Consider the following 21,137-nt stretch of genomic DNA (forward strand, 5'->3'; position numbering starts at 1 on the left):
CGGAGTGACTCCATGCCCACGGTCCTGATCGTCGACGACGACCCTGCCATCCTGGAAATCCTGCGCACCTACCTGAGTGCTGAGGGCCACACGGTCCTGGAGGCGCGGACCGGACCGGACGCCCGCGACCTGCTGGCCCGCGCGGACGTGGCGGTCATCGACTGGATGCTGCCCGGCCTGTCCGGTGTGCAGCTCGCCCGCGACGCCCGCCGCGCCGGTCTGACCGTGCCGCTGCTGATGCTCACGGGGCGCGGCGAGGAGGAAGACAAACTGCGCGGCCTGGACGGCGGCGTGGACGATTACGTGGTCAAGCCCTTCAGCCCGCGTGAGGTCACGGCCCGCGTCCGTGCGCTGCTGCGCCGGGCCGGGGTGCAGACCGCCTTCCGGGTCGGAGAGCTGCACGTGGACCTCCGGGCCCGCGAGGTGCGGCTGGCCGGCGCGCGGGTGGAACTGTCGAAACTGGAGTTCGACCTGCTGACCACCATGGCGCAGCACGCAGGCATGGCCTGGTCCCGCGAGCGCCTGCTGGAGCGCGTGTGGGGCAGCGACTTTCCCGGCACCGAGCGGGTCGTGGACGTGCACATCACCAGTCTGCGCCGCAAGTTGCGCGACACGCTGGACACGCCCCGCTTCATCGAGACGGTGCGGGGCGTCGGCTACCGCTTCCGCGAGGACGGAAACTGAGCCGGCGCATCCCACCTTCCGGCGCCGCTCCCGGGGCAGTGGATGTCCGCGATGACTCCGGTTGAATAGTTTGCAAACTTCGCTCAAGCCGAGTGGCCTCGTAGACCTGCGCCGCAGCGCGAGTGGGAGCAAAGCGGATGCCGGGCGTGGAGTGGGCAAGCCGGTGCCGTTCCAGGTTGTCGACGAAACAGACGGCAGTCCGTATTGGCCGGCTTCACCAGCCCTGGCCGCTGTCGCCAAGCCCGGCGTTGGTGACCAGAGCCGGTCTTCATGCGCTGCCCCGACCGGCAGACGCCCCGCGCCTGTGCCGGGCCATTGATACGGACTCCGATTGAATGGTTTGTAAAGCCGATGGGTCCGAGCGGATGCGACTCGTAGAGCAGCCCCGCAGAGTGGGAGTAGGGCGGGTTCCGGACGTGGAGCTGGCAACCCGGCGATGTTCCGATCTGTCAACGATACAGACGGCAGTCCGTATGAGGGCACGGTGCCAGGCTGGCAGGCAACCGCGACTCTGCACATGCGGGGCGCACGCCCCGGCGAGAACATGCCGGTTCACGATGACGATTTCAAGCGCCAGGCGCCTAGTGTGACGGGGTTCAACCAGTCGCCGGCCGGGCAGCTTGAACGGTTGTTGCGAACCATTCAACCGGAGCCATCAGGAGATCCCCATGTTCGATCAGATTCTCGTTCCCATTGATGGCAGCCCCCTCAGCGCGCTCGCTCTGCCGGTCGCCGCCGAGATGGCCCGCTGCCACCACGGCACCCTGACCGTGCTGTACGTCGTGCCTCCCGTCCCCGTGATCTACGGCGAACCGGCCGTCACCTTCGACCCGGCCGCTGCCCGCAGCAGCGCAAAAGCCGAGGGTCAGGGCCTGCTGGAGGATGCCCGCAGGTCGCTGGGCTCTCCCAACATCCGCCTGCTGTGCGTGGAGGGCGGCGATCCGCGCATCGCGCAGGCAATCGCCGATGTGGCTGAGCAGCAAAGGAGCTCGCTGGTCGTCATGGGCACCCACGGCCGCAGCGGCCTGGATCATTTTTTCCTGGGCAGCGTGGCCGAGGGTGTCATGCGCCGGGTCGGGGTGCCGGTGCTGCTGGTACGCGCACCGAGACCCGCAACCTCCCCGGCAGAGCGGCACGTCACATCACAGAAAGCCGTCCTGTCAGAGGTCAGCGCGTGAACGCGCGGCCCAGGGGCAACTCACGTCGCCCAAAAATGAGAGCAGGATTTCTCAAACGTAAGGCAGATCGATCGGGAGACAGGCAGCAACATCCAGAAATCGCGGAGATTTCTCTTGCCTTCTTGGCTCCATGTTGTCATTTGGAATCTGAAATCCCGACGTGAGTTGCCCCTGCCGCGCGGCCCCTTCAGACCTCTGCGCCGGGCTAATACGGAATGCCGTCTGTTTCGTTAACAACCCGGAACACCACCGGGTTGCCCACTCCACGCCCGGCATCCGCTCTGCTCCTACTCGCTCTTCTGCGAAGCTCTGCGAGTCCGCTCGGATTGAACGGTTTTTGCAAATCATTCTGGTGGGGTCTGGACCGCTGGGTGCTGGCCCGTTTCGGCGTGACGGCCAGTCCCACCTGCCCCGCTGATTTCAACGAACAGAGAAAGAGCCCGTGAGCGTCGCGGTCATTTTTATCCTGGCGGTCGCCGTCGCAGTTGCGATCCGGGTGTCTGGCAGCCGGGCATCTGGCATCCGGGCGTCTGGCGAAGCTACCCGCAGGCGAACACGGGGGCATGTAGACGTGGGGGCCGGAGTGACCTCACCAGACGTTCCGGAAAGGGGAGCGGTCCGATCTTCCGCGCAAGGGCCGTCCTCTGAAGCGGCGCTCCGCACGACCCCGTCAGGCACACGTTCCCGGCACTGAAGGCCCCCCATGGACACAGCGCTCGTTTCCGCCCTCCTCATCGTGTTCCTGGGCGCCCTGCTGGATTCAGGCGCGAGAACAGACAGGAACAACCCACGAACGCCCCGTTCCAGCGGACGAGCCTGCTCCAGGGAAGTCCAGTGAGCGCCGCCGGACCGCCTCCACCGGGAATCACGGCTCCACTGGCCGGGGTGGGCAAGCCACCGAACGTCAGTCGCTGGGCTTACGTCCTGCTCGTCATCGGCACGCTGTCCCTGTTCGACGTGCTCGGCCTTGACAGCTGGGGCACGCCGCTGGTGATGATCGTGATCGGCGTGGCCCTCATCACGCGCCCTTACCCCTGGGGCAGGCAACTGGCCCTCGGGCTGGTCGGTGCGACGCTGCTGGTGGCGGGGGCCTGGTACGTCGTTCGCCCGGCAGTCGGCGGCGTCGCGGTGACCGAAACCCTCGATCTGCCGGTCACGGCGACTCTGGCCGAGATCGATCTGTCTCCTTCCGTGGGGCGCCTGGATGTGGGCGCCGGCCAGCCTGGCACCCTGATCGCCGGCACGCTGGAACTCAACCGTGGCGAGCGGCTGGAGCGCAGCGTCACGGTCAGCGGTGACGCACAGATGGTGCGCCTGGGTGTCCGCCGGGCCGGGGCGAATGTTGTCTTCTTCGGTCGTCTCGGCCAGGACACCGCGCGCTGGCTTCTGACGCTCGCACCGGACGTGCCACTGGTGCTGAGGGTCACGGGCGGCGTTGGAGACACCACACTTGACCTCTCCAGCCTGAAGGTCACTGACTTCACGTTTGCGGGTGGGGTTGGACGCGCCGCTATCAGTCTCCCGGGGCGGGGGATCTTCTCAGCGACCCTGCGCAGCGGCGTGGGCCCGTTGAGCGTCACGGTGCCCGCCGGAACGGAAGCCCACGTGCAGGTCACGCCTGGCGTGGGGGCCGTGACGGTACTGGGCGATTTCCGGCGCAGCGGCGACACCTACACGTCGCCCGGTTACGCGGAGGGCCGGAGCCGCATTGATCTGCGGGTCCAGGGTGGCGTCGGGCCGGTCACCGTCACGCGGCCCGAGCGCTGACGGCTGCGTCCAGAGTTCACGGCCAATATGCACTGCCGTCTGTTTCGTTCACCACCCGCAAGAACGCCGGGTGGTCAACTCCACGCTCTGAACCCGCCCGTCTTCCACTCGCGCCGTCCGGATTGAATGGATTCTGCGAACCATTCACCGGACGGCGCCGCACCAGAACCACCGGGAGGTCCACCATGCAAACCAGTGATCTGTTCAGAAGTGCCGCGACCGGTCTGATCGCTCTGACCCTCGGCGGCGGCGCGTCGGCTGTCGAGGGGCGGAGCGGCGACACCGTCACTGTGGCCCGGTCCGAGACCATTCAGGACGACCTGTACGTGGCCGGGAACGACGTGCGGATCGACGGCACCGTCAACGGCGACCTGTTCGTCAGTGGCCGCACCGTCACCATCACCGGCGAGGTGCGCGGCAACGTGTCTGGTGCCGGCGAGACGCTGAGCCTGTCGGGCAGGGTGTCGCAGTCGGCGCGCTTCGCGGGTTCGACCGTCCGTATTCGGGAGGGCGCCAGGATCGGGCGGGACCTGCTCGCTGCCGGCTCCGAGGTCGTGACGGCTCCGGGGGCCGTGATCGGACGGGACGTGGCCGTGGGCGCCTCGCAGGCCCGGCTGGACGGCCGCGTGACCCGCAACGCGTACGTCGGGGCGAACGGAATCGAGGTCGGAGGCGTGATCGGCGGCAACGCGAGGATGGCCGTCGGGAACACGGTCGTCAATCCAGGCCGGTGGATGGCGTCCGGCAGTCCCGGCCTGCGTTTCACGGGGGCCGGGAAGATCGCGGGTGACCTGACCCTCCAGCGTGCCGGGGCGAACGCAGAGGCCCTGCCTGCCGGGGTGGTGGGCGGGCAGGTCGTGTACGCCCCGGTGCAAGGCGTGACCGTTCAGGCCCGCCCGGGCGTGTTCGCCGGGTTCCTGAGCACCCTTGCCGGCGTTGTGCTTGCTGGACTGCTGCTGCTCTGGCTGGCCCGGCCCCGGCTGCAGGTCGTGTGGGACCGGTTGCGCGCTGCTCCCGGGGCGAGCCTCGGGTTCGGGACGCTGGGCGTGATCGGCCTGCCGGTCGGGGCTTTCCTGGCCCTGCTGGTCCTCGGGTTGGTGGCCGGCGCGTTGACCCTGCTGCGCCTGGGTGGCCTGGGCGTGCCGCTGGCGCTGTTCGGGACACCCGTGGTGCTGGGCGGCGCCGCCCTGATCGCCTGGGCTTCACTGCTGGGCGCGCAGGGGTTCGCGGCGTACCTGATGGGCACGTGGCTCATGCATGCCCTGCGGCCCCAGGCGGCCGCGACGCCGGTCCCCGCCACGCTCATCGGCGCGGTCCTGGTCGCCCTGCTGCTTCAGATTCCGGTGCTGGGCGCGCTCCTGACTCTGGGCGCCCTGCTTCTGAGCCTGGGGGCGTTCTGGCTGACGCTGAGTGGCCCTCCCCGGCGGCCGGGCGTTCCGCGGGTCGGCGCGCCGCAGGTCGCGTGATCGCCTTCCGGGCGCCCCGCGCGGCGGTGCCGGCTCTTCCACACCGGGTACAGGCTTCCACGTGCGGCCTTCAGGAGCCCGGATGAATGGCCGGGATCAGGCCTCAGGCCAGCGTTCCCCTGCCCAGTCTGGCCCGCCGTCACAGCCGGTTCGGGCCCAGCGCTTCCTGTCGCTGGGAACCCTGATCGGCCTCGGCGCGGGCGTGGGCATGACAGCCGGGATCTTGCTCGGCGACCTCGTGTTCGGGTTGCTGTGTGGCGCCGCGGCCGGAACGCTCGTGGGATCGGTGCTGGAGCTGTCAGGCGGACTCCGGTTGAACCGTCTGCAGGAGCATTCAACCCGGGCGGACTCGGAGAAGGGCCCAGCAGAGCGAGCCGGAGAGACACAGCTTCCCCAACCCCGTAGCCTGCGCTGGCTTCTCGGCTGCCTGCTCTTCCTGGGCGTCAGCGCACTGATCGGTGGGGTCGGGCTGGTCGGCCGTCCGTCGGGCGCGTGGCTGCACATCCCGCTGTCAGTGCTGCAATACTCGCCGTTCCGTGACTTCCTGATTCCCGGCGCGCTCCTCGGATCGGTCTTCGGGCTCGGCTCGCTCGGCGCGGTGCTGGCGCTGCGGCAGCGTCCGGTCTGGCCGGCGGGCACACGCCTCACGCGCTTCACAGGTGAGCACTGGTCCTGGAGCGCCGCGGTCGCGCTTGGTCTGGGACAGCTCGTGTGGATCGTCACGCAGGTCGTGATGGTGCGCGGCGTGGACGGGCTGCAGGTGGGATACGGTTCGCTCGGCGTGCTGATCGTGGTGCTGGCCTTCCGGCCGGACGTGCGGGCGGCCCTTGCCTTGCCCCGGACTCCCGGCATTCCACGGGGGAAGTCCCCATGAAACGGCGCCCGTTCGCCGAGCGGCACCCGCTATGGTTCGTGGCGCTACTGCAACTCGCCGTGACGGTGGTGTACGGACTGACCGGCGCCGCCGCGCAGATCGCCAGTCTGCCGGAAGGGTTCGTGAGCGTCACTGCCAACGTGGTCCTGGGACTGCTGGCGGCCGGGTTGCTGGGCCGACTGGGCTGGTGGGGCGCGGCCGGATACACGCGCCCGGTCCGGTCACGTGACCTGCTGTGGTTCCTGCCCCTGCTGCTGCCCGTCGCCTTCAGCGTCGCGGCAGGCACGGAGTTCCGGGGCCTGACCAGCACGGCGGGACTGCTGGTTTCGGCCCTGCTGATCGGTTTCACGGAGGAAACCATCTTCCGGGGCCTGATGCTCACCGCCCTGCGGGGCCGGGGAGTGTGGACGGCGGTAATCGTCACCTCCGTGCTGTTCGGGGGGTCGCACGTGCTGAACCTGCTCTCGGGACAGAGTGGCTCACAGATCCTGGTTCAGGTCGCCTACGCGCTGGCCGTGGGCTTCTGCTTCGCCGCCGTCGCCGTCCGGACCGCAGTGATCTGGCCGCTGGTGCCCGTGCACGCCCTGATCGACTTCGCCAGTTTCGCTGGACGCGACGGGGCCGCGCCCGCGTGGGACGCCGCCGCCGGTATCGGCCTCACCGTGGCTTTCGCGTTCTACGGCCTGTTCCTGATGCGGGGCAGGCAGCGTCCGGTCACCCTGGCAATCCCATGAAGTCCGGTCTTATCCCAGACAAGGGTTTCCCCGAGCACGCCGCGACCCGCCCCGCAGGCACGACCCGACTGGAGGTCCCCATGATGTGGAACACGTATCAAAGCTGGTTCTGGCCTGTCCTGACCGTGCTGTTTCTGATCCTTCTGAGCGTGGGCGTGGTGGTGTTCTCCCGCTGGTTCTCGAACAGCGTAGACCACGACGTCGGTCAGAACTCACAGCGGAGCGCGCTGAGCGTCGCTGCGGAACGTTTCGCGCGGGGCGAGATCACCGCCGAGGAATTTGAGTCCATCAGGCGGAGGCTACGGGCATGAGGGGGCACGGCCCTCCATTCCCGCACGGCGCGGTTGACCTGCCACAGTTTCAGGCCGGGCGCGGCCGAATGAACCCGCCGCAGGACGGCACGGCCGGGACCATGCGCGGCCTCACCACAGCGGCGGCCACGGAGTCGCGGACCGCGCACGGGCGCAACGTGTTCAGTGCCGGTCACCGAACTGGCGTGCTGGTGACGCTGCGGCAGGTGTTCACGGAACCGATGTTTCTGCTGCTGCTGCTGACCTGCGCGGTGTACCTCGGGCTGGGCCAGACGACGGAGGGGGCGACGCTGGGGGCGGCGCTGGTGGCGGTGGGCGGGATCTCGGTGTACCAGCAGCGTCGCAGCGACCGGGCCCTGGGAGCGCTGCGAGACCTGACGCAGCCCACCGCGCAGGTGTGGCGGGACGGCGCGCCCGTGACCCTCGCCATCGCCGATCTGGTGGTGGGGGACGTGCTGCTGGTCACCGAGGGGAGCCGCCTGCCGGCCGACGGCACCGTGCACGACCCCAACGACTTCACGGTGGACGAGGCAGTCCTGACCGGCGAATCGGTAACGGTCAGCAAGGCGGCCGGCGACGCGGTGTTCGCCGGGACGGGCGCCGCGACCGGCCGCGCGTGGATGACCGTGACGGCCGTGGGCGCGCAGACCGAACTGGGCCGGATCGGGCGCAGCCTGGAGACCATCCAGACCGTGAAGACGCCCCTGCAGGTGCAGATCAACACCTTCGTGCTGCGCATGGCGTGGATCGGGGTGGGGGCCTTCGTGCTGGTCTGCGGGGTCAATTACGCCCGCTCCGGGGACTGGGTGAGCGCCCTGCTGTTCGGGCTGACCCTGGCCATGGCTGTGCTGCCCGAGGAGATCCCGGTGGCGTTCAGTTCCTTCATGGCGCTGGGCGCCGCCCGCCTCGGCCGGCTGGGCGTGCTGACCCGGCAGCCGCAGACGGTCGAGAGCCTCGGCTCGGCCACCGTGATCTGCACGGACAAGACCGGCACCCTGACCCAGGAGGGCATGACCCTGCGGCAGGTCTACGACGCGGCCACGCAGACCCTGCTACCCGTACCCGGTGCGGGCGCCGCGAGTGCGGTGCTCGTCTCGGCGCGACTGGCGAGCGAGACCGCGCCGTTCGACCCGATGGAGCGGGCCATCGCCGTGGCGTACGTGGCCGCCGGTCCGGCCGGCGCGCAGACGCTGGCGCCCATGATCCATGAGTACCCGCTGGGCGGCGTGCCCCCGATGATGACCCACGTCCGGCAGGCGGCCGGTCAGGCCATGACCGTGACGGCCAAGGGCGCGGTCGAGCGCATCCTGGGGGTGTGCCGCGCGGACACCGCCACGTCGGCGCGCGTCCGTGAGGTGGCCCGGGAACTCTCGGCGCAGGGGTACCGCGTGCTGGGCGTCGCGCAGGCCACGCCCACGCCGGGCGGCTTCCCGGAGCGGCAGGACGACTTCGCGTGGACGCTGTCCGGCCTGATCGCGCTGGAGAACCCGCCCAAGGCCAATGCCGGCGCCGTGATCCGCGCGTTCGGGGAGGCCGGGATCGTGGTCAAACTGATCACCGGCGACTCGCCCGAGACGGCGCAGGCCATCGCCCGGCAGGTCGGGATTCCGGCGGCCGGCACCGTCCTGACCGGCGAGCAGGTCATGGCCATGAAGCCGGACACCCTGCGGGGGCAGGCGGGCGCCACCGCCGTGTTCGCCCGGATGTTCCCGGAAGCGAAACTGCGCGTCGTGGAGGCCCTGAAGGCTGCGGGCGAGGTGGTCGCCATGACCGGCGACGGCGTGAACGACGCCCCGGCCCTCAAGGCGGCCCATATCGGCGTGGCGATGGGACAGCGCGGCAGTGAGGTCGCCCGGCAGGCCGCGTCCCTGGTGCTGGTGCGCGACGACCTGGGCGGCATGGTGGACGCCGTGGCGCAGGGCCGCCGCATCTACTCGAACCTGCAGAAGGCCGTCGCGTACATCGTCGCCATTCACATTCCGATCATCCTGACGGTGGCCGCGCCACTCCTGCTGGGCTGGCGGCTGGAGAACCTGCTGAGTCCCATCCATATCATCGTGCTGGAACTGGTGATGGGGCCGACCTGCTCGGTCGCCTTCGAGAACGAACCCGCCGAGCCCGGGCAGATGCGCCGCCCGCCGCGCCGGCTGAACGCCAGTTTCCTCGCCGGACGCGAGCTGGGCCGCAGCGTGGCGCAGGGCCTGGGCATCACGCTGGCCGTCCTGGGGATCTACCTCGCCGCCATGACCCAGGGGCAGGACGCGCCCGTGGTGCGCACCCTGGTCTTCACGACCCTGGTTCTGAGCAACATCCTGCTCGTGCTGGTGAGCCGCTCGTTCACCCTCTCGGCGGTGCGGACGCTGCGGACGCCCAACCGGGTGCTGTGGCTCCTGCTGGGACTGACGCTCGCGCTGCTGCTGACCACGCTCTTCTTCGGCCCCGCCCAGCGGCTCTTCGGCTTCGCGCCCGTGCCTGCCGCCTCGCTGGGCTGGTGCGCCCTGGCCGCGCTGCTCGGCGTCGGCTGGATCGAGGGCTTCAAGGCCGCCGGCCGCGCGTGGCCCCGCCCCCCGATCACTCAGGAACCTGCACCCGGCGCGTGATCGGGCGTTCCCGGCCTACCTGATACGAACTCCGATTGAATGGTTTGCAAAAACCATTCAATCCGAGCGGAGCGAGTGAGAGCAGAGCGGATTCCGGGCGTGGAGTTGGCAACCCGGCGCAGTTCCGGGTTGTTAACGAAACAGACGGAATCCGCATGACTCCGACGCGCATCCTGCCCCATCCCTGGAGGTTCCCCATGACAGCACCCACCACCGCCCCCGCCACACTCAAGCCGACTGAACTCGGGCTGCTGGACGCCTACTGGCGCGCCGCCAACTACCTGTCGGCCGGGCAGATCTACCTGCTCGCCAATCCTCTGCTGCGGGAGCCGCTGACGCTGGCGCACGTCAAACCGCGCCTGCTGGGCCACTGGGGCACCACGCCGGGTCTGAACTTCGTCTACGTGCACCTGAACCGCCTGATCCGAGAGCACGACCTGAGCGTGCTGTACGTCGCCGGGCCCGGTCACGGCGGCCCGGGGCTGGTGGCGAACACGTACCTGGAGGGCAGCTACTCCGAGCTGTACCCGGATATCGGGCCCGGCGAGGACGGCCTGCGAAAACTGATGCGGCAGTTCTCGTTTCCCGGCGGAATTCCCAGTCACGCCGCGCCGCAGACGCCGGGTTCGGTCCACGAGGGCGGCGAGCTGGGTTACAGCCTCGCGCACGCGTACGGCGCGGCCTTCGATCACCCGGAGCTGCTGGTCGCCTGCGTGATCGGCGACGGCGAGGCCGAGACCGGGCCGCTGGCCGCGAGCTGGCACGGCAACAAGTTCCTGAACGCCTGCACGGACGGCGCGGTGCTGCCGATCCTGCACCTCAACGGCTACAAGATCGCCAGCCCGACCGTGCTGGCCCGCCTGGATCATGCGGAACTGGACGCCCTGCTGCGCGGCTACGGCCACACGCCGTACTACGTTGAGGGCGACGACCCGCAAGTTATGCACGAGCGGATGGCCGGCACGCTGGAGCAGGTTCACGCCGACATCGCCGCCATCCAGCGCCGCGCCCGGGCGGAGGGTGTGGTGGAGCGCCCCGCGTGGCCGATGATCGTCCTGCGCAGCCCCAAGGGCTGGACGGGCCCGAAGGTCGTGGACGGCCTCCCGGTCGAGGGCACGTGGCGCGCCCATCAGGTGCCGCTGGCCGGACTGGCCGACCACCCGCAGCACCTGCACCAGCTGGAGGAGTGGCTGCGGAGCTACCGACCCGAGGAACTGTTCGACGCGGCCGGCGTGCTGCGCCCGGAACTGGCCGCGCTCGCCCCCACCGGGAACCGGCGCATGGGCATGAACCCGGTGGCCAACGGCGGCCTGCTGCGCCGCGACCTCGACCTGCCGGACTTCCGCGCGTACGCCCTGGACGTGCCCCGGCCCGGCGCGGTGGACGGCGAGGCCACCCGCGTGCTGGGCACCTTCCTGCGGGACGTGCTGGCCCGCAACACGAACACCTTCCGCCTGTTCGGCCCGGACGAGACGGCCTCGAACCGGCTGGACGCCGTGTACGCCGCGACCGGCAAGACCTGGCTGGAGCCGCAGCGGCCCACCGACGAGCACCTGTCCCCGGACGGCCGGGTCATGGAGGTGCTGAGCGAGCACCTGTGCGAGGGCTGGCTGGAGGGTTACACCCTGAGCGGCCGCCACGGCCTGTTCTCGTGCTACGAGGCGTTCATGCACGTCGTGGATTCCATGGTCGGGCAGCACGCCAAGTGGCTCGCGACGTGCCGGGAGATTCCGTGGCGCCGCTCCGTGTCGTCGCTGAACATCCTGCTCACGTCGCACGTGTGGCGGCAGGATCACAACGGCTCGTCCCACCAGGATCCGGGGTTCATCGACCTGATGGTGAACAAGGCCCCCGCCGTGGTGCGCGTGTACCTGCCGCCCGACGCGAACACGCTGCTGTCGGTCGCCGACCACTGCCTGCGCAGCCGCGACTACGTGAACGTGATCGTGGCCGGCAAGCAGCCGGAGGCGCAGTGGCTGACCATGCCGGAGGCTGCGGCGCACTGCGCGGCCGGCCTGGGCATCTGGGCGTGGGCGGGCAGCGATCACGGCGAGACGCCGGACGTCGTCATGGCCTGCGCGGGCGACGTGCCCACCCTGGAGACCCTGGCGGCCGTGAGTCTGCTGCACGGCTTCTTCCCCGACCTGAAGATCCGGGTGGTGAACGTCGTCGACCTGATGACCCTGCAACCCCCGAGCGAGCACCCGCACGGCCTGACGGACGCCGCCTTCGACGGGATCTTCACGGCCGACACGCCCATCATCTTCGCGTACCACGGCTACCCGTGGCTGATTCACCGCCTCACGTACCGCCGCGCCGGGCACGCCCACCTGCACGTGCGCGGCTTCAAGGAGCAGGGCACGACCACCACGCCCTTCGACATGACGGTCCTCAACGAGATCGACCGTTTCCATCTGGCGCTGGACGTGATCGCGCGCCTACCCCGGCTGGCCGAGGCGGGCGCGGCCGCCACGCGCTTCCTGCTGGAAAGGCTCGCCGCCCACCACGCCCACGTGCGCGCCACCGGGGACGACCTGCCCGAAGTCAGGAACTGGCGCTGGCAGGAAGGTGCCGGGCGCATACGCACCAGCTGACCAGTTTTGACGGATGCCAGGCCTGACCGCCGCCTCAACTGCCCGCGCAGCGCGGTGCCCAGGCAGGACATTTCCTGATCAGGGGCGGCCGGTGAGCTGATGTGCGCGCCGGACTTTTTCCAGTTCCTGCTGCCAGGTGGGGGGCAGGGCGGCCGGGGCGGGCGCGGGAAGGTACGCGTCGCTGACGGGGCGGTGGGCGTGGCTCCAGTCGCTGATGGCCATCAGGACCGGCAGCAGTGCGACGCCCTTTTCCGTGAGGCTGTAGATGACTTTCTGCTGGTGGGTGGGGTCGGCGGTTTTGGTGATGATGCCCTCGCCGAGCAGGGTCTTGAGGCGGTCGGCGAGGATGTTCGAGGAGATGTGCTCGTCGGAGGCGAGCATCTCGCGGTAGTGGCGTTTGCCGCTGAACATCAGGTCGCGCACGATCAGCAGGGTCCAACGGTCTCCGAAGATGTCCAGGCCGAGGCTGACGGGGCAGCCTGACCGGGGCGTTCCGGTGGGGGGTGGGGGGGCAGCCGGTTTCACTGCTTGCATGATCGCACCAGTTAGGGTAGCGTGCAACCAGTTGCACAATACAACCGCTCTGGCAACTGCCTCAGGAGGCGCCCCCATGCAGACCCTACCCACCAACGACGACCTGCTCTCCAGCCTTCCCACCGACACCCGCCTCGCCGGGCGCACCGCCATCGTCACCGGGTCCACGGGTGGCATCGGCGAGGCCACCGCGCGCGTCCTGGCCGCCTCGGGCGCGCACGTGATCGTCAGCGGCCGGGACGCTGCCCGCGCCCGGCACGTCGCCGCCCGGATCGTGCAGGCTGGCGGGCAGGCGACCGCCGTCACCGCCGACCTGTCCGGCACGCCCGACGACGTGCGCACCTTCGCGCGCCACGCCACCGACGCCCTCGGCGGGCAGGTGGACATCCTGGTCAACAACGCCGGTGTGTACCCTGTCACCGCCACCGAGGACCTGACCGACGACGACCTCGAAGCGATCCTGAACGTCAATATCCGCGCTCCGCACGTGCTGGTGGCGGCCATCGCGCCGGGCATGGCCGCGCGCGGCAGTGGTCACATCGTCAACATCGGGTCGTGGATGGCCCGGACCGGCACGGCCAGCGGCGCGCTGTACACCGCCTCTAAAGCCGCTGCCGAACAGCTCGGGCGCAACTGGGCCGCCGAGTACGGGCCGCGCGGCGTGCGCGTGAACACGGTCGCGCCCGGCGTCACCCTGACCCCCGGCAACGCCGCGCACGGCGCGGTCCTGGACGCCATGACAGCCGCCACGGTCGCCGGCCGGCCCGTGCGCCCGGTCGATGTCGCCCACGCCGTGCGCTTCCTGCTCACGGACGAGGCGGCCTTCATCCACGGCAGCGTTCTGGACGTGGACGGCGGCATCAGCCACACCCGGCTGCGCTTCTGATGCGCGCCTTCACCACGGTTCGCAGGCGGCGCGCGTGAAGCTGCGTTACGGCCGCACGCTGGGCCGCTCCGGCCTGATCGTCAGCCCACTGGCGCTGGGCACCATGACCTTCGGGAACGCCGCCTGGGGCTCCCCGGACGACGTATCCGGGCAGGTGTTCGACACCTACCTGCAGGGCGGCGGGAACTTCATCGACACGGCCGACGTGTACTCCGGCGGGCGCAGCGAGGAACTCGTGGGCCGGTTCATCGCCGAGCGCGGCGTCCGCGATCAGGTGGTCCTGGCGACCAAGTTCGGCTTCAACGTCCAGCCGGGCAACCCGCACGCCGGCGGGAACGGCCGCAAGCACATTCACGCCGCCCTGAATGCGTCCCTGCGGCGCCTGGGAACCGACTACGTCGACCTGTACTGGCTGCACGTGTACGACATGGTCACGCCCGCAGAGGAAGTCCTGCAGACCATGGGTGATCTGGTGCGCTCGGGGCAGATCCGGTATTTCGGGCTGTCGGACATCCCCGCCTGGTACGCCACGAAGATGGCCACGCTGGCGCAGGCGCACCACGTGCCGGGGCCGGTCGCCAGTCAGCTGGAGTACTCGCTGGTGGCCCGGCAACTGGAAGCCGAGCACCGCCCCGCCGCCGCCGACAGCGGCATGGGGCTCGTGCCCTGGAGTCCGCTGGCCGGCGGGTTCCTGACCGGCAAGTACACCCGCGCCGATACGGCCGGCCAGGGCCGCCTGAGCGGCAGCAACCCGTTCCAGGGTCCGTTCACGAAATTCACGGACCGCAACTGGGTCATCCTGGACACCTTGCGGGAAGTCGCCGCGCAGACCGGCCACACGCCCGCGCAGGTGGCCCTCGCCTGGGCGGCGGCGCAACCGGGCGTGACGTCCACCCTGATCGGGGCCAGCACACCCGGGCAGCTCGCGGCGAACCTCGCCTCGCTGGAGGTGCAGCTCACGCCAGAGCACCTGGACACGCTGAACCGGGTCAGTTCGCCCGGCCCCGACTTCTTCTCGCCCGGCCTGCAACGCGCCGTCTTCGGCGGGGTCTCCGTCCAGGCCTGGGCGCAACAACCCTGACCAGCACGGTCACCGGGGCCAGCCGGATGCCTGGCCCCACGGTGTCGTGCCCAGCGACTCTCCACCGTTTCCAGAACCCCCATCAAGCGCGTCAGGGCGACCACAGAGGTGGCCTGCCCACCGGCCATACAAGGGCGGCGTTCAGTCGCCGGGTCGGGGGTTCATCGTAAGAGCGCGCTGTGGCGGTCAATGAACCATTGCTGTGCCGAGGGCTGGTGGAGGAGTTCACCGACGAGTGCAGTGGTCATGAGCCCGGCGTCACTGGCCTTCTGGTCGGGTTCGTCAGGCAACGTGAACAGGCCGCTGCGAGTAGGGGCCTTGAGGTCATTGACGTGGACGCAGATGATCGTGACGAGGTCCGTCACAGCAGACTGGTGCGGCGGAAGCCCGTTGGTAGGCCTACCTGAGCTTCCGCTCTGTCTGCCTCGTCACGGGCCCCTGGATCAGTCGGCGGCCTGTTCCTGCTCGGCGCGGAAGGCGGCCATGTCGATCACGAAGCGGTACTTCACGTCGTTCTTCAGCATGCGCTCGTAGGCGCTGTTGATGTCCTGCATGCGGATCATCTCGACGTCGGCGGTGATGCCGTGCTCGGCGCAGAAGTCCAGCATCTGCTGGGTCTCGGCGATCCCGCCGATGTTGCTGCCGGCCACGCTGCGGCGCTGCACGACCAGCGGCACGCCGCTGAGGCCCACGGGTTCCAGGGCGCCCACGATGACCAGCTGACCGTCGCGTTTCAGGGTGGCGAGGTACGGGTTCAGGTCATGCCCACTGGGAACGGTGCTGATGATGAAGTCGAAACTGCTGCGCGCGGCCTTCATGGCGGCGCGGTCGCCGCTGAGGATCACGTGGTGCGCGCCGAGACGCAGGGCGTCGTCGGCCTTGCCCTGCGAGGTCGTGAACAGCGTCACGTCCGCGCCCATGGCGACCGCCAGCTTGATGCCCATGTGGCCCAGCCCGCCCAGGCCGACAATGGCGACCCGGTGACCCCGGCCGATCTTCCAGTGGTTCAGCGGCGAGAACATGGTGATCCCGGCGCACAGCAGCGGCGCCACCCCCCGCAGGTCGAGGCTCTCGGGGACGCGCACGACGAAGCCCTCGGTCACGACGATGGCGGTGGAGTACCCGCCGTGCGTGGGAGCCTGCGTGTCGCGTTCACGGGAGTTGTACGTCCAGGTCGCGCCGTTCTCGCAGTACTGCTCCAGGCCCTCGGCGCAGGACTCGCAGTGCTGGCAGGAGTCCACCATGCAGCCCACCCCGGCGAGGTCCCCGACGCGCAGGCGCGTGACCTGCTCACCGACCGCCGTGACCCGCCCGACGATCTCGTGGCCCGGCACCAGCGGGTAGAGGCTGGGTCCCCACTCGCTGCGCGCCTGATGCAGGTCGGAGTGGCACACGCCGCTGTACAGGATCTCGATCATGACGTCGGTGGGGCGCAGTTCCCGCCGCTCGATGGTGTGCGGCTGCAGGGGCGAGGTGGCGTCGGGGGCGGCGTAGGCGTGAACAGTGGTCATGGGGAACTCCTGGCTGGGGGGTGGGGGGAGGGACGATTCCGGCGATGCCCGGAAGGCTACGGCCGCCCGCTCCCGTCAAATCATGCCGGGCGCACAATGCCCGCCGCGCCGCCTGACGGCTGCGGCCCTTTTCTGAACCTCGCGCGCTGTGAGGCGACTGTATGACCCGCTGACCATACTGCAGGTGTGATATGGATTCCGTCTGTTTCGCTGACAACCCGGAACGTCGCCGGGTTGCCAACTCCACGCCCGGAACCCGTTTTTCTCCTACTCGCATCCGCTCGGATTGAATGGGCTTTGGAGCCCATTCAATCGGAGTCCGTATGACGTTCTCTGACAGGCGGACCGACTCTGACCGGCAGGCCGAGCAGGCCTGGGCGGCCCGGTTCACGGACCCGGCCGGTGCGGACGCGTGGGTGCAGGCGTCGCTGCCGGACCCGACCCTGCGGCCCTGCGCGCAGGTCGTGCTGGGCTTCCTGCGCTGGCGGGCCGGTGAACTGGTGGGCGCGCTCGATCAGGTCATGCAGGCCGAGGTCACGCTGCGGGAACGCGGAGACGAGCGCTGGCTGGCCCGCGCCCTGAGCATGCTGGCTGTGCTGGCCGGCGAGAGCGGGCAGGCGGAACGGGCGCTGCGCCTGCTGCAGGAGCAGCTGGAACTGGTGCGCCGCCTCGGGGACGTGGAGATGCAGGCCTCGGCGTACAACGATTTTGGCGTGCAGATCGGCTGGGACGACCCGGAACGCGCCCTGACCTACTACCAGCGGGCCTTCGACCTGCTGGAAGAGCGGGCGCTGTCCGGCGGCGCGTCGCCACATCCGGGCATTCACGGGATCGCGGCGCTGAACATCGCGGAAATCCACCTGTTGCGCGGCCGCGACGCGGAGGGCGAGGCCATGACCGGACGCGGCGGCGAACTGCTGGAGCAGGCGCGCGCCTGGACGTTCTGGCCGGGCTACGTGACCCTGCGCGTGAAACTCCTGAGCCGCCAGGGCCACCTGGACGACGCCCGGCAGCTCATCCGGGACGCCTTCGCCCGGCTGGGCGAGCGGCTTGACCCGCGCGGCCCGCCGCTCACCGAGCCGGCGCAGCTGCTGTACGCCGCGGCCGCGCACCTGGAATTCGAGGCGGGCGACCCGCAGCGGGCGCTGGAATGGCTGGCCGGGCTGGAGGACTGGCCGAACGTCCGGCCCGAACTGGTGCCGGAATTCCTGGATCTGCGCGCCCGGATCGAGGCGGCGGGCGGGGACCACGCCGCCGCGTACCGCACGGCGCGGCAACTGCTGGCCGTCACGGAGGCCCGGCACGCCGCCGAACGCGACACGCAGGTCAAACAGCTGGAAGTGCTGCACCGCACGGAACTGGCCGTGCAGCAGACCCGCGAGGCGCAGCGGGCGGCGCAGCACCTGCGCGAACACCTGCGTGAACTGCAGGTGCTGCGCGGGGAACTGGAGAAACTCAGCAGCACCGACGACCTGACCGGACTGGGCAACCGCCGGCAGTTCGAGCAGCACCGCGCGCAGCTGGAGCCCGGTGACGCCGTGCTGCTGATCGACATCGACCACTTCAAGCGAGTGAACGACACCTTCGGGCACGCGGCAGGCGACGTGACATTGCAGGTCGTGGCCGCCCGGGTCCGGGGTGTGCTGCGCCGCAGCGACCGCGCCTACCGCTACGGGGGCGAGGAATTCACGGTGCTGCTGCGCGGTGTGGGCGAGCCTTTCCTGCTGGAGGTCAGCGAACGCATCCGGCAGGCGGTGGTGGCCGGGCCGGTGCCGGGTCCCGGCGTGACCGTCACGGTCAGTATCGGCGCGGCCCTGCTGAACGGCGTGAACGACCCGGGCGCCCTGGAACGCGCCGATCAGGCGCTGTACCGCGCCAAGCAGCAGGGGCGGAACCGGACCTGCCTGGCACGGCCGGAGGGCACCGCGGGCCCCGTGTCCGGCTGACCCCCGTGGGCGCATCCTCAATAGCCGAAGTCGAGCTGAGGAAGCCACGGGGCGTCCGCCGCGTCGGGGCGCAGATGTTGACTCTGACGCGCGACTGGACAGCCGTGCCGGTCACGTGTCGATGGGCAGCGCCAGGGCACGGTGCGGAACATGGCGCCGTCTCGCCGCGCGCGGCCACCCACTGGCCCGTCTGACGGATTCCGTCTGTTTCGCTGACACCCCGGAACCGCACTGGGTTGCCAACTCCACGCCCGGAGGGGCGTTTCTCTTCCACTCCGCGGGGCAGCTCTACGAGTTGCATCCGCTCGGACCCAGCGGCTTTGTAAGCCATTCAATCGGAGTCCGTATGAAGCGTGCTCCCCGGCGCCGGCCCAGTGGCGTCCGCTGACGGGCGTTTTATCTGTAAACCCGCCACAATGACGGCATGACCCCCTCCCTGTCCGCCGCACTGCTCTGGCTGTTGCTGGCCGGTGCGGGCGTCACGGCACTGTTCGCCTCGGCCAGTGCGCGCCTTAACGAGGCGTTCGGCACGGACGCGCGGATCCTGCACCGGGTGCTCTCGCAGCGGATGGAGCAGCAGGAAGCGGTACTGAACGCCGCCCACGCCCTCGCCTCACAGGGGGTGGATGAGGCCGCCCTGACGACTGCCCTGACCACCCTGCGCCGGCAGTACCCGCAGGTGGTGGCGGCGCAGCGCTGCTCCTCCGGCGGCTGCCGCACGCTGGGCCCGGCGGACGTGCCGCTGCCCGACCTGCCCGCCGTGACCGCGCCCCAGGCCGCGGTCCGCTGGCCGGCCGGAGGCGGGCCCCTCTACGCGCTGTCGCGTGGGTCCGTCCGCGTCTGGGTGGACGCCCGGCGCCTCACCGACCGGCTCGTCGAGGGATCCGCGCCCCTGGCCTTTACCGTCATCCGCCCGGACACCGGGGCGGTGCTCGTCTCGCGGGCGACTCCGCCGGGCGCGGCGCTGCGGACGTTCCGCGTGCAGAAGCTCCTGGGGACCGACCTGCAAGCCTTTCCGCTGGAGGTGACCCGTGCCGCGCCGTGGCGCGCGTGGCCCTGGCTGGGCGCCGCCGTCTGGACCGTGCTGACCGGCGGCCTGACCGCGCTGATCACCGGCCTGCTGCGCAGCCGCCGGGCCGCGCAGCGCGCCCTGCTCGACGAGCGGGCCCTCGCGGCGGGAGTCGTGCAGGCCGCCACGGAAGCCATCGTGGCCGTGGACGACCAGCACCGCGTGACCCTCGCGAACCCGGCGGCCCGCGTGGCGCTCGCGCATCCGCTGACGCCCGGCACCGACCTGCGGGCCGTGACGACCTTCCGCGCGACCCTCTCACCCGCGCCGTTTGACGCGGACGCGTTCTGGGCGAACGGTGACCCCACGCCCCTCCCGGACGGCCTGACACTCGTGCAGGGCGCGCAGGCCACGCCGGTCGAAGGGTCACTCGCGCCCCTGCGCGGCGCCCGGGGCGAACCGCGCGGCCGGGTCCTGATCCTGCGGGAAGTCGGGGCCCTGCACCGCCGGATGCTCGAGCAGCTCGAGGCGGGCGAACGCCGCGTCCGGGAACACCAGGAAACCCTCGCTCACGTCTCCCGCCTCTCCACCCTGAGCGAGATGGGCGCGGGCCTCGCCCACGAACTCAACCAGCCGCTCACTGCCATCGTCAGTTACAGCCAGGCGGCCGCGCGACTCCTCGACGAGCCTGAACCGGACCTCGGCCGGGTCCGGCACGCCGTGAACGCCTCGGTCCACCAGGCGGGCCGCGCGGCGCAGATCATCACGCGGCTGCGCGAGTGGGTGCGGCGTGCGCCCAGCCAGGTGCGCGCCACCGACCTCGTGCAGGCCGCGCAGAATGTCCTGACACTCTGCCACGCCGACCTCCGGCGACTGGACATCCGGGTCGTCACCCACGTCCCGCCGGTCGCATCCGTGCAGGCGGACCCGGTTCACCTCGAACAGATCATCCTCAACCTGCTGCGCAACGCCATCGACGCGCTCGAACGGACCCCGGACGCACAGGTCACCCTCGTCGTCGAGCCCGAGGGCGGCGAGTGGACGCTCACCGTGCGCGACAACGGCCCCGGCGTCGCCCCCGAGGTGCTCGGGCGCCTGTTCACGCCGTTCACGACCAGCAAGGACGGCGGTCTTGGTCTGGGCCTGAGCCTGTCCCAGACGCTCGCGCAGGGAATGGGCGGCGACCTGCACGGCGCGAACACCACGACGGGCGCGGCCTTCCAGTTGAGGATCCCCCGGGCTGAACCGCAACCCGCCGGCGCTGGTGCCGCCCACCCTGGAGGCCACCCATGACGGGCGTGCCCACACCGAACCTTGAACCCGCCGTGTACCTCGTGGACGACGACGACGCGGTCCGTGACGCCCTGGCGTTCCTGCTGAGCACCGTCGGCCTGACCGTCCGAACCTTCCCTGACGGACTCGCCCTGGAACGTGCCCTGGACGCCGAGGGCCCGCCGGACGTCGGCTGTCTGCTGCTCGACATCCGCATGCCTCACATCAGCGGCCTGCACCTCCAGGCTCGCCTGCAGGCCCGCGGGGTGGACCTTCCCGTCATCCTGCTCACCGGCCACGCCGACGTGGACCTGTGCCGCCGCGCGTTCCGGCAGGGCGCCGCCGATTTCCTCAGTAAACCCGTCGACGAGACTGAACTCCTCGAAGCGGTCCAGCGGGCCGTGCGGCAGCACCTGCGCGGCCGGGCGCGTCACGCCGCCAGCCAGCAGGCGCGCGAGCGGCTCGGCCGCCTCACTGCCCGGGAGCACGACGTGCTGCGCAGCCTGCTCGACGGGCAGACGAGCAAGCAGGCCGCCCGCACGCTCGGCATCTCGGCACGGACGGTGGAAACCCACCGGGCCAGCCTCTTCACGAAACTGGAAGCCGACTCGCTCGCCGGCGTGATCCGCATCGCGCTGGCGGGGGAAGACGGCTGATCCGGACTGCCGTCTGTCCCGTCGACAACCCACC

General features: G+C 70.3%; 17 protein-coding genes. 14 read left to right on the forward strand and 3 right to left on the reverse strand.

The window, feature by feature from the left end:
* Positions 1-12: 12 nt before the first annotated feature.
* The 9 genes from BXU09_RS16445 to BXU09_RS16485 all read left to right on the forward strand — a co-directional run bounded on the left by BXU09_RS16445 (position 13) and on the right by BXU09_RS16485 (position 12,208).
* Positions 13-684, forward strand: coding sequence for a response regulator transcription factor (locus BXU09_RS16445; protein ID WP_078305429.1), 672 nt, complete (start codon positions 13-15; stop codon positions 682-684).
* A gap of 668 nt (positions 685-1,352) precedes the next feature.
* The gene (locus BXU09_RS16450; protein ID WP_078305430.1) at positions 1,353-1,862 is read left to right on the forward strand and encodes a universal stress protein; all 510 of its coding nucleotides are present in this window, start codon (positions 1,353-1,355) and stop codon (positions 1,860-1,862) included.
* 885 nt (positions 1,863-2,747) lie between these two features.
* Complete coding sequence (locus tag BXU09_RS16455) at positions 2,748-3,629, forward strand: hypothetical protein (protein WP_078305431.1); 882 nt, start codon at positions 2,748-2,750, stop codon at positions 3,627-3,629.
* Positions 3,630-3,814: 185 nt separating this feature from the next.
* Complete coding sequence (locus tag BXU09_RS16460; protein WP_078305432.1) at positions 3,815-5,095, forward strand: polymer-forming cytoskeletal protein; 1,281 nt, start codon at positions 3,815-3,817, stop codon at positions 5,093-5,095.
* A gap of 82 nt (positions 5,096-5,177) precedes the next feature.
* A complete protein-coding gene (locus tag BXU09_RS16465; protein ID WP_078305433.1) occupies positions 5,178-5,969 on the forward strand; it encodes a hypothetical protein in 792 nt (263 codons plus the stop codon).
* Entirely contained in the window at positions 5,966-6,703 is a 738-nt protein-coding gene (locus BXU09_RS16470; protein WP_078305434.1) for a CPBP family intramembrane glutamic endopeptidase, read from the forward strand. Before BXU09_RS16465 ends, BXU09_RS16470 begins: the two co-directional genes overlap by 4 nt.
* Entirely contained in the window at positions 6,700-7,014 is a 315-nt protein-coding gene (locus BXU09_RS16475; RefSeq protein ID WP_078305435.1) for an SHOCT domain-containing protein, read from the forward strand. The genes BXU09_RS16470 and BXU09_RS16475 overlap by 4 nt, the downstream gene beginning before the upstream one ends.
* Before the next feature lie 68 nt (positions 7,015-7,082).
* The gene (locus BXU09_RS16480) at positions 7,083-9,614 is read left to right on the forward strand and encodes a cation-translocating P-type ATPase (protein ID WP_205684177.1); all 2,532 of its coding nucleotides are present in this window, start codon (positions 7,083-7,085) and stop codon (positions 9,612-9,614) included.
* Positions 9,615-9,811: 197 nt separating this feature from the next.
* Positions 9,812-12,208, forward strand: coding sequence for a phosphoketolase family protein (locus BXU09_RS16485; RefSeq protein ID WP_078305436.1), 2,397 nt, complete (start codon positions 9,812-9,814; stop codon positions 12,206-12,208).
* A 78-nt stretch (positions 12,209-12,286) separates the two neighbouring features.
* On the opposite strand, the gene BXU09_RS16490 is transcribed toward BXU09_RS16485, so the two are convergent.
* Positions 12,287-12,742, reverse strand: coding sequence for a helix-turn-helix domain-containing protein (locus BXU09_RS16490; RefSeq protein ID WP_078305437.1), 456 nt, complete (start codon positions 12,740-12,742; stop codon positions 12,287-12,289).
* A 76-nt stretch (positions 12,743-12,818) separates the two neighbouring features.
* On the opposite strand from BXU09_RS16490, the gene BXU09_RS16495 reads away from it, so the two are divergent.
* Positions 12,819-13,628 carry an SDR family oxidoreductase gene (locus BXU09_RS16495; protein ID WP_078305438.1) on the forward strand — a complete coding sequence of 270 codons (810 nt, stop codon included), beginning with the start codon at positions 12,819-12,821 and terminating at the stop codon, positions 13,626-13,628.
* Positions 13,629-13,662: 34 nt separating this feature from the next.
* Entirely contained in the window at positions 13,663-14,709 is a 1,047-nt protein-coding gene (locus BXU09_RS16500) for an aldo/keto reductase (RefSeq protein WP_240501449.1), read from the forward strand.
* Between the two features lie 161 nt (positions 14,710-14,870).
* Here BXU09_RS16500 and BXU09_RS16505 read toward each other — a convergent pair whose 3' ends face one another.
* Entirely contained in the window at positions 14,871-15,074 is a 204-nt protein-coding gene (locus BXU09_RS16505) for a hypothetical protein (protein ID WP_078305440.1), read from the reverse strand.
* 78 nt (positions 15,075-15,152) lie between these two features.
* A complete protein-coding gene (locus tag BXU09_RS16510; protein ID WP_078305441.1) occupies positions 15,153-16,220 on the reverse strand; it encodes an NAD(P)-dependent alcohol dehydrogenase in 1,068 nt (355 codons plus the stop codon).
* A 323-nt stretch (positions 16,221-16,543) separates the two neighbouring features.
* On the opposite strand from BXU09_RS16510, the gene BXU09_RS16515 reads away from it, so the two are divergent.
* From BXU09_RS16515 to BXU09_RS16525, 3 genes are all read left to right on the forward strand, one after another.
* A complete protein-coding gene (locus BXU09_RS16515) occupies positions 16,544-18,166 on the forward strand; it encodes a GGDEF domain-containing protein (RefSeq protein WP_078305442.1) in 1,623 nt (540 codons plus the stop codon).
* Between the two features lie 424 nt (positions 18,167-18,590).
* Entirely contained in the window at positions 18,591-20,468 is a 1,878-nt protein-coding gene (locus tag BXU09_RS16520; protein WP_078305443.1) for an ATP-binding protein, read from the forward strand.
* The gene (locus tag BXU09_RS16525; protein WP_078305444.1) at positions 20,465-21,103 is read left to right on the forward strand and encodes a response regulator; all 639 of its coding nucleotides are present in this window, start codon (positions 20,465-20,467) and stop codon (positions 21,101-21,103) included. The genes BXU09_RS16520 and BXU09_RS16525 overlap by 4 nt, the downstream gene beginning before the upstream one ends.
* The last annotated feature ends 34 nt before the right edge of the window (positions 21,104-21,137 follow it).

Source organism: Deinococcus sp. LM3 (genome assembly GCF_002017875.1).
Taxonomy (GTDB): domain Bacteria; phylum Deinococcota; class Deinococci; order Deinococcales; family Deinococcaceae; genus Deinococcus.

Coding starts and splice junctions, on each gene's coding strand:
- BXU09_RS16520 (WP_078305443.1), top strand. CDS start 18,591: ATGACCCCCTCCCTGTCCGCCGCACTGCTCTGGCTGTTGCTGGCCGGT.
- BXU09_RS16525 (WP_078305444.1), top strand. CDS start 20,465: ATGACGGGCGTGCCCACACCGAACCTTGAACCCGCCGTGTACCTCGTG.
- BXU09_RS16480 (WP_205684177.1), top strand. CDS start 7,083: ATGAACCCGCCGCAGGACGGCACGGCCGGGACCATGCGCGGCCTCACC.
- BXU09_RS16510 (WP_078305441.1), bottom strand. CDS start 16,220: ATGACCACTGTTCACGCCTACGCCGCCCCCGACGCCACCTCGCCCCTG.
- BXU09_RS16495 (WP_078305438.1), top strand. CDS start 12,819: ATGCAGACCCTACCCACCAACGACGACCTGCTCTCCAGCCTTCCCACC.
- BXU09_RS16475 (WP_078305435.1), top strand. CDS start 6,700: ATGAAGTCCGGTCTTATCCCAGACAAGGGTTTCCCCGAGCACGCCGCG.
- BXU09_RS16490 (WP_078305437.1), bottom strand. CDS start 12,742: ATGCAAGCAGTGAAACCGGCTGCCCCCCCACCCCCCACCGGAACGCCC.
- BXU09_RS16465 (WP_078305433.1), top strand. CDS start 5,178: ATGAATGGCCGGGATCAGGCCTCAGGCCAGCGTTCCCCTGCCCAGTCT.
- BXU09_RS16470 (WP_078305434.1), top strand. CDS start 5,966: ATGAAACGGCGCCCGTTCGCCGAGCGGCACCCGCTATGGTTCGTGGCG.
- BXU09_RS16515 (WP_078305442.1), top strand. CDS start 16,544: ATGACGTTCTCTGACAGGCGGACCGACTCTGACCGGCAGGCCGAGCAG.
- BXU09_RS16445 (WP_078305429.1), top strand. CDS start 13: ATGCCCACGGTCCTGATCGTCGACGACGACCCTGCCATCCTGGAAATC.
- BXU09_RS16450 (WP_078305430.1), top strand. CDS start 1,353: ATGTTCGATCAGATTCTCGTTCCCATTGATGGCAGCCCCCTCAGCGCG.
- BXU09_RS16460 (WP_078305432.1), top strand. CDS start 3,815: ATGCAAACCAGTGATCTGTTCAGAAGTGCCGCGACCGGTCTGATCGCT.
- BXU09_RS16485 (WP_078305436.1), top strand. CDS start 9,812: ATGACAGCACCCACCACCGCCCCCGCCACACTCAAGCCGACTGAACTC.